Here is a 7,711-nt window from a genome sequence, read left to right as displayed (position 1 = left end):
CGACCCCGAAGGCGAACACAACGCCCTCGTCCACGCCGCCCACGCCGCCGAACACCGCGCCATCACCGCCCTCAAACAACGCCAACACGACACCAACGGCCACGACACCAACGGAAGCGACTCCGGTGGCACCAACGACATCAGCGAACACGGCAACGGGAACGGCCACCACTGACCGCTCCGCGCCAGCACTGACGAAGACCGCCCCGACGAGAGTCGGGGCGGTTCTTCGTTTCTGGGGCAACCGGCTCGACCCCGCTCCCCCATCGGGCGGGGCGGGGCCCCTGCTAGCGAAGAGCGTCAGGCCCGTTCCCGGCTGGCGCTGACGGGTTGCGAATGGCATTGGGCGATGCGAAGGTCAGCCGCGGCGACCAGTGCCGCGTCGATCACGCAGACGCGAGTGGCTGTGATGGGCCCACACGACTCAGACCGAGGCGTCGAGTACCTCTCGCAGCTGGCGCAGGTAGAACCACGGCGCCGCGATCATCGCGACCGCGATGATCGCCGCCACGCCGTACACGATCCACGACGCGGTGTCCTTGCCCGAGGCCATCAGATAGGTCGCGATGCCGATGCCCGTCAGTGCGGCACCGATCGCACCTAGCAGGATGGCGGAGCAGCGCAGCCAGATCTGGTCGACGGCGGCGGTCGGGAAGCCGACCCGCCCACCGGCCGGTGGGGCCGAGTGGCCGCGCAGCACGGGCGCTCCGAAGGGCTGCAGCCGCTGCGCGATCGAGGGCCGATCCTCCTGGCGGCCGGCGTCGTCCGCCCCGGCGGCGCGCGGCGCGACCACGGTCGTCGCAGTTTGGCGAGCCCGCAGCAGCAGCGGGATCGCCCCGATGATCACGGCTGCCGACACTCCGATCACCGTGTACAGCAGCCACGGGGTGTCGGAACCACCTCCGCCTACCGTGTGCGCCGTCGCGAGGTCGACGAGCGCCACGATCGATGCCACTGCCGCCCCGAGGGCGGTGAGCCAGAAGGCGATGCACACGATGATGAGGATCCGGTCCACCTGTCCGGGGTTGCCGCTCCGTCCCGGGGCCGTGCGAACCCCGCTGCCGATGTCACTGGTCATCAGCAGCTGGTCTGCCAGTCGTTGTTCTGCTGGGATGCGATGGTCTGCCCGTCACTAGTGGTGATCTGACAATTCAACTTACTCAAGCGCAGCAGGCTGGACGCCTGCACCGAGCCGAACTCCGACATCGAGATCGGGGTCACCGTCAGCGACCAAGGGATGTAGACGTTCTGCTGGGTGCGCTGCCGACCCGACGCGTCGGTGTAGGTCACCGAGATGCGATCCAGTGGCGCCTTCGTGCCCGTGACCGTGTAGGTGATGAACCGCGGCCCGGCCGGGGCGGTCGTCGTCACCGGCGGCGGGCCGGTCTCGGCGGGCGGCGGCGGGGGCGGCGCCTCGGTCGGCGACGGGGCGGGCGGCGGAGGCTCCTGGGTCACCGTCACCGTCTCGGGCGGCGGGGGCGGCGGCTCCTCGGTGGTGGGCGGCGGAGGCGGAGGCGGTGGCGTGGTCGTGGTGATCTCGTCCTGGACCGGGGGTACCGAGCTCGTGGTGCTGGTCGCCGGCGTCGCCACGTTCTCGCTGTCGGTGCGGGTCACCAGCACCGCGACCGATACCACCAGAGAGATCGCCGCGACGATGGCCACCACGCCGACCACCCATGGCCAGCGTGGCGGGGTGGCGTCATCGGTGTCCGCGACGGCGTCGTAGGCGTCGTAGTCGTAGAGGGAGGAGTCCGGCGGCACGTAGGGCGCGCTGGTGAACTGCTCGGACTCGGGCGCTGAGTATGCCCGCGAGTAGATCTCCGTCTCGCCCGTCTTCGAGGCGTCCCGACCCGGTTCCTTCGGAGAATCCGGTTCTGGGGGATTCGGCCCGCTCATCTACGCCTGTCCTTTTCGACTGCCGGTACGGCGCGACGTCAGCGTGAGTGTCGTCGCTGGTCGTGCCTCGGCAACCCTATCGAACGTCGGGCCGCGACGGCTCCGATGGCGCGGTACGGCAGCCAACTGGGGCCTCTATCGTGACCTTGCGCGGGGGGTTGGTCAGTGCTTCTCGGGGCCGGTGTAGTACTCGAACACCAGACCGGCTGCGCTGGCCAGCACGAAGCAGCCACCCGCGACGATCATCCAAGGCAGCCACATCGCGATGGCGACGGCCGTGACGGACGCCGACAGCGCGATCAGCAGCGGCCACCAGCTATGCGGTGCGTAGAAGCCCAGCTCACCGGCGCCGTCGGAGATCTCGGCGTCCTCGTAGTCCTCGGGCCGAGTGTCCAGGCGCCGGGCGACGAACCGGAAGAACGTGCCCGTGATCAGCGACAACCCGGTGGTGAGGACGAGCGCGGTGGTGCCCGCCCACTCGATGCCACCGTTGGCGTAGATCGCGGTCAGCGTGCCGTAACCGACTGCGCAGAGCGCGAAGAACGCCGTGAGGAACTCGAACAGTCTCGCTTCGATGTGCATGCGGTGTCGTCCCCTACTTGCTCGCCTGCGGCATCGGAACCTGCTCGCCGCGACGGGATTCGAACGGATGAGTCGTGACGGCCAGCGGCGGGAGGCCCACCGCGCTGAGGGCGTCGGCGTTGGTCCCGTTCGGGTGGTCGACGCGGTATTGCAGGTAGGCCTTGAACACGTTCGGCTCCACCACGCGGACCTCGAAGTTCATCATCGAGTGATAAGTGCCGCACATCTCGGTGCAGCGCCCGACGAACGCCCCGGTCTCCTGAATCTCGCTGATCTGGAACACGTTGTCGGAGTTGTTGGCCTTCGGATCCGGCATCACGTCGCGCTTGAACAGGAACTCCGGAACCCAGAAGCCGTGGATCACGTCGGCCGAGGCGATCTGGAACTCGATGCGCTTGCCCTTGGGCAGCACCAGGATCGGGATCTCATTGCTCGTGCCGGTCGTCTCGACCTTGTCGAAGTTCAGGTAGGTGCGATCCTCGGGGTTGAGGCCCTTGATCGGTCCGACGAGTTCCTCGCCGTGGGCATCGACACCCTCTGGCTTGGACACCATCGCGTTCTTGCGGGCGGTGTCGACGCCGTCATAGCTGAGCGTGCCGTCCTTGAAGTCGATCTTCTGGTAGCCGAACTTCCAGTTCCACTGGAAGGCCGTCACGTCGATGACGACGTCGGGGTTGGGATCCTTGTGCAGCATCTTCTCCTGCACCACGACGGTGAAGTAGAACAGCACCGAGATGATGAGGAACGGGATGACGGTCAGCACCAATTCCAGCGGCATGTTGTAACCGAACTGGCGGGGCAACTCGGTGTCGGTCTTCTTCTTGCGGTGGAAGACGCTGGTCCAGAAGAGCAGCGCCCAGACGATCACACCGACGATGAGGGACGCGATGACCGACCAGACCCAGAGGTCTCGGTTGAGCTTGCCCTCCGGCGTGATGCCGGTGGGCCAGCCGAGGCCGAATACCGTCTCGTAGCTGCAGCCGCTGAGCAGTAGGGCAGCCCCGCCCAAAACCACTGACACCGCCACCAACCGGAACCCGCGAGCGGTCACGCTGGTGCCTCCTAGAAGTCCGTGAAACCAGGCGAATACTACGCAGCGTAGACCACACCCAACCGCTCGAGCGAAGCGACCGGGGAATGAGTCAGGGTGCTGGTCTCGACGTGCCTCGACATTCGGCATACTGGCGCGGTGTGCGGACTCCTGGCCTACCTACGCAACCCGTCCGCAGGCGCATCTGCCGAGCTGGTGGACGCCGTGTCCGGATCCACCCACCTCATGCGGCATCGAGGTCCGGACGAGCCAGGGACCTGGGCAGACGATGATTCCGGCCCGGCGATCGTGCTGGGGTTCAACCGGCTGTCGATCATCGACATCGCGCACAGCCACCAGCCGCTGACCTGGGGTCCGCCCGACTCGCCGGACCGCTACAAGCTGGTCTTCAACGGCGAGATCTACAACTACCTCGAACTGCGCGAGGAGCTGACGGCGACCCACGGCGTCGAGTTCACCACCGACGGTGACGGCGAAGCCATCGTGGCGGGCTTCCACCACTGGGGCGTCGACGTCCTGCACCGGTTGCGCGGCATGTTCGCGTTCGCGCTGTGGGACGCAGAGGAACGCGAGTTGTTCTGCGCGCGCGACCCGTTCGGCATCAAGCCGTTGTTCATGGCGACCGGCGCGGGCGGCACCATCGTCGGCAGCGAGAAGAAGTGCCTGCTGGATCTGGCGCCGGCGGCCGGCATCGACCTGAGCATCGACGAGCGGGCGGTGCAGCACTACACCGTCCTGCAGTACGTGCCGGAGCCAGAGACGTTGCACCGCGGTATCCGCCGGCTGGAGTCGGGCAGCTACGCCCGCATCCGGCCCGGCGCCGCGCCACGGGTCACGCGCTACTTCGTCCCCCGGTTCTCGCCGGTGCCGTTCGTCGCGGGCGCCGAACGGAGCCGCTACGACGAGATCACTCGGGTCCTCGAGGACTCCGTGGCCAAGCACATGCGGGCCGACGTCACGGTCGGCGCCTTCCTGTCCGGCGGCATCGACTCGACCGCGATCGCGGCGCTCGCCATGCGGCACAACCCGCGCCTGATCACGTTCACGACGGGCTTCGAACGCGAGGGCTTCTCGGAGGTCGACGTCGCGGTGGCCTCGGCCGAGGCGATCGGGGCCCGGCACGTCACGAAGGTGGTCAGCCCGGCCGAGTTCGTCGAGGCACTGCCAGAGATCGTCTGGTACCTGGACGAGCCGGTGGCCGACCCCGCCCTGGTGCCGCTGTTCTTCATTGCCCGCGAGGCGCGCAAGCACGTCAAGGTGGTGCTGTCCGGCGAGGGCGCCGACGAGCTGTTCGGCGGTTACACGATCTATCGGGAGCCGCTGTCGCTCAAGGCCTTCGACTACGTGCCCGGTCCCCTGCGCCGGTCACTGGGCCGGGCGTCGCGCCCGCTGCCCGACGGCATGCGCGGCAAGGGTCTGCTGCACCGCGGTTCGCTGACCTTGCAGGAGCGCTACTACGGCAACGCCAGGAGCTTCTCCGACGCGCAGCTGCGTGCCGTGCTGCCCGGCTTCCGCCCGCAGTGGTCCCACACCGACGTCACCGCGGCGCTGTACGCCGAGTCCGAGGGCTGGGACCCGGTGGCCCGCATGCAGCACGTCGACCTGTTCACCTGGCTTCGCGGCGACATCCTGGTCAAGGCCGACAAGATGACGATGGCCAACTCCCTGGAGTTGCGGGTGCCGTTCCTCGATCCCGAGGTGTTCGCGGTCGCGTCGCGGCTGCCCTTCGAGCAGAAGATCACCAGGGCCACCACGAAGTACGCGTTGCGGCGGGCGCTGGAACCGATCGTGCCCGCCCACGTGCTCAACCGCGCCAAGCTCGGCTTCCCCGTGCCGATCCGGCACTGGTTGCGCTCCGGCGAGCTGCTGGACTGGGCCTACGCGACGATTGCGGCGTCACAGGCGGGTCACCTGATCGACCTCGACGAGGTGCGTCGCATGCTCGACGAGCACCGAAGCGGCGGGGCCGACCACAGCCGCAGGCTGTGGACGGTGCTGATCTTCATGCTGTGGTACGCGATCTTCGTCGAGCAGAGCGTGGTGCCGCACATCGGTGAGCCGACCTACCCGGTGCAGCTGTAGCCGCTCAGCTCGGCCCCGATCAGCTCAGGGTGGCGGCGATCTCCTGGGCGGCGTCGGCGCCATAGGCGTCGGCGAGGCGTTCGATGGCGGCGTCGCGGTCCCACGTCCACTCCTGGGGACCGGTCGCCTCGAGCACCAGAACCGCGACCAGCGATGCCAGCTGCGCGGCCCGCTCGAGGCTGAGCCCGGCGGCGCGTCCGGTCAGGAAGCCGGCGCGGAAGGCGTCGCCGATGCCGGTCGGGTCGGCCTGATGGGTTTCGGGGACGACGTCGACGTGGACGAACGTGCCATCGGAGGACACCAGGTCCACGCCCTTGGGCCCGAGCGTCGTGACGCGCAGACCGATCTGGTTCATCACCTCGGCCTCGCTCCAGCCGGACTTCTGCAGCAGCAGATCCCACTCGTAGTCGTTGGTGAACAGGTAGGTCGCGCCGTCGATGAGCTTGCGGATCTCCTCGCCGGACAGGCGGGCCAGCTGCTGGGACGGGTCCGCGGCGAAGGAGAGCCCGAGCTGGCGGCATTCATCGGTGTGCAGGGCCATCGCGTCGGGATCGTTGGCGCCGACGATGACCAGGTCGATGGTCTCGGTGTCGGCGACCACGTCGGCGAGCTTGATGTTGCGCGACTCCGACATCGCGCCGGGGTAGAACGACGCGATCTGGGCCATGTCCTCGTCGGTGGTGCACACGAAGCGCGCGGTGTAGGCGGCGTCGGAGATCAGTACGTGCGAGCAGTCGACGCCGTGTTCGGTGAGCCAGCTGCGGTACTCGTCGAAGTCCTTGCCCGCGGCGCCGACCAGGGCGACGTCACCGCCGAGCACGCCAATGGCGAAGGCCATGTTGCCGGCGACCCCGCCGCGGTGCAGCACCAGATCGTCGACGAGGAAGCTCAGTGACACCTTCTGCAGGTGATCGGCCAGCAACTGTTCGGAGAATTTGCCGGGGAACTTCATCAGATGGTCGGTCGCGATGGAACCGGTCACCACAATGGTCACGAAGCGTCACCCTTCATTTGATTACGCCGTCTAAATAACACTAGCTCGCAGATCGGTGCGCTAGCCTAACAACGTCATGGCCGGCCCATTCCCGTACCCCGATTCCCCAGCCCCGGAATCGCGGCCTCAACAGCCGTTTTCAGCAACGCCGCCGCAAGGCCAGCCGTCCTACCCCGGACACGTGCCGTCGGCCTATCCCGGCGCGCTGCCTCCCCCGGTGCCTTACCCGAATCGCCCGCGTCGTAAGCGCGGGTTGGTGATCGCACTCGTGCTGGTGGTGGTCGCGCTGATTGCCGCAGGCGTCACCGGCGTCGTGCTGGCCACCAGGGGCGGGGACCACGGGCCGGTCGCCGTGACGAATGCGACCGCCACCACCGCGATCCAGGGTTACCTCGACGCGCTGAGCAACGGCGACGACGAGACCGTTGCGCGCAACAATTCGTGCGGCTTCTTCGACGCCGTCACCGACCGCCGCTCCGACATGACCCTGGCCAACCTGAGCAGCGACGCCTTCCGCAGGCAGTACTCGAAGGCAACCGTCTCGACGATCGACAAGATCGTGACGTGGTCGCCCTATCAGGCGCAGGTCTTGTTCACGATGCGGGCCACCCCGGCTGGGCGCCAGGGCGAAGTCGAGCGTCAGGGCATCGCCCAGCTGCTGGTGCAGGACCGCACCATCCTGGTGTGCTCGTACCTACCGCGGAACAGCGGCCAGTTCTAGCGGCCGCGCCGACTCAGTTGAACGAGTCGCCGCAGGCGCAGGAGCCGCCGGCGTTCGGGTTGTCGATCGTGAAGCCGGTCTTCTCGATGCTGTCGACGAAGTCGATGGTGGCGCCCTGGAGGTACGGGGCACTCATCCGGTCGACGGTCAGCGTGACACCGTTGAAGTCGACGTTGAGGTCACCGTCGAGCGACCGGTCGTCGAAGGCCAGCTCGTAGCGCAGACCCGCGCAACCGCCGGGCTGGACCGCGATGCGCAGGTTCAGGTCGTCGCGGCCTTCCTGGTCCAATAGCGACTTCGCCTTCGCCGCAGCGGCGTCGGTGAGGATGGCACCGTGAGCAGCGGTGGTCGTGGTGGTCGACTCGTCCTGAACAGTCATTCCTTC

The 7,711-nt window shown here is 67.7% G+C and carries 8 protein-coding genes; 2 read left to right on the top strand and 6 right to left on the bottom strand.

Annotated elements, in window-relative coordinates:
- Positions 1 to 424 precede the first annotated feature (424 nt).
- From SBI80_RS27470 to ctaC, 4 genes are all read right to left on the bottom strand, one after another.
- Positions 425 to 1,078 carry a DUF2561 family protein gene (locus SBI80_RS27470; RefSeq protein WP_318978264.1) on the bottom strand — a complete coding sequence of 218 codons (654 nt, stop codon included), beginning with the start codon at positions 1,076 to 1,078 and terminating at the stop codon, positions 425 to 427.
- Entirely contained in the window at positions 1,078 to 1,896 is an 819-nt protein-coding gene (locus SBI80_RS27465; protein WP_318978263.1) for an MmpS family transport accessory protein, read from the bottom strand. The genes SBI80_RS27470 and SBI80_RS27465 overlap by 1 nt, the downstream gene beginning before the upstream one ends.
- Before the next feature lie 162 nt (positions 1,897 to 2,058).
- Positions 2,059 to 2,478: a cytochrome c oxidase subunit 4 gene (locus SBI80_RS27460; protein ID WP_318978262.1), complete on the bottom strand. Its 420-nt coding sequence runs from the start codon at positions 2,476 to 2,478 to the stop codon at positions 2,059 to 2,061.
- A gap of 13 nt (positions 2,479 to 2,491) precedes the next feature.
- Positions 2,492 to 3,529, bottom strand: a complete 1,038-nt coding sequence (gene ctaC, locus SBI80_RS27455; protein WP_318978260.1) for an aa3-type cytochrome oxidase subunit II — start codon at positions 3,527 to 3,529, stop codon at positions 2,492 to 2,494.
- A 138-nt stretch (positions 3,530 to 3,667) separates the two neighbouring features.
- Between ctaC and asnB the strand changes: the two genes are divergently transcribed.
- Positions 3,668 to 5,611, top strand: coding sequence for an asparagine synthase (glutamine-hydrolyzing) (gene asnB, locus SBI80_RS27450; protein WP_318978259.1), 1,944 nt, complete (start codon positions 3,668 to 3,670; stop codon positions 5,609 to 5,611).
- A 19-nt stretch (positions 5,612 to 5,630) separates the two neighbouring features.
- Here asnB and SBI80_RS27445 read toward each other — a convergent pair whose 3' ends face one another.
- On the bottom strand, positions 5,631 to 6,605 hold the full coding sequence (locus tag SBI80_RS27445; RefSeq protein ID WP_318978257.1) for a carbohydrate kinase family protein: 975 nt from the start codon (positions 6,603 to 6,605) through the stop codon (positions 5,631 to 5,633).
- Between the two features lie 76 nt (positions 6,606 to 6,681).
- Between SBI80_RS27445 and SBI80_RS27440 the strand changes: the two genes are divergently transcribed.
- Positions 6,682 to 7,326: an Rv0361 family membrane protein gene (locus tag SBI80_RS27440; protein WP_489685613.1), complete on the top strand. Its 645-nt coding sequence runs from the start codon at positions 6,682 to 6,684 to the stop codon at positions 7,324 to 7,326.
- 13 nt (positions 7,327 to 7,339) lie between these two features.
- On the opposite strand, the gene SBI80_RS27435 is transcribed toward SBI80_RS27440, so the two are convergent.
- Positions 7,340 to 7,705, bottom strand: coding sequence for a HesB/IscA family protein (locus SBI80_RS27435; RefSeq protein WP_318978255.1), 366 nt, complete (start codon positions 7,703 to 7,705; stop codon positions 7,340 to 7,342).
- Positions 7,706 to 7,711: the final 6 nt, after the last annotated feature.

This window comes from Mycolicibacterium sichuanense (genome assembly GCF_033741125.1).
In the GTDB taxonomy this organism is placed as follows: Bacteria; Actinomycetota; Actinomycetes; order Mycobacteriales; family Mycobacteriaceae; genus Mycobacterium.
This window is presented reverse-complemented; position numbering and strand designations above follow the sequence as displayed.

Bases quoted from the DNA above. Each gene is read 5' to 3' on its own strand.
- SBI80_RS27470 (WP_318978264.1), bottom strand. From the start codon at position 1,078: ATGACCAGTGACATCGGCAGCGGGGTTCGCACGGCCCCGGGACGGAGC.
- SBI80_RS27465 (WP_318978263.1), bottom strand. From the start codon at position 1,896: ATGAGCGGGCCGAATCCCCCAGAACCGGATTCTCCGAAGGAACCGGGT.
- SBI80_RS27460 (WP_318978262.1), bottom strand. From the start codon at position 2,478: ATGCACATCGAAGCGAGACTGTTCGAGTTCCTCACGGCGTTCTTCGCG.
- SBI80_RS27440 (WP_489685613.1), top strand. From the start codon at position 6,682: ATGGCCGGCCCATTCCCGTACCCCGATTCCCCAGCCCCGGAATCGCGG.
- SBI80_RS27435 (WP_318978255.1), bottom strand. From the start codon at position 7,705: ATGACTGTTCAGGACGAGTCGACCACCACGACCACCGCTGCTCACGGT.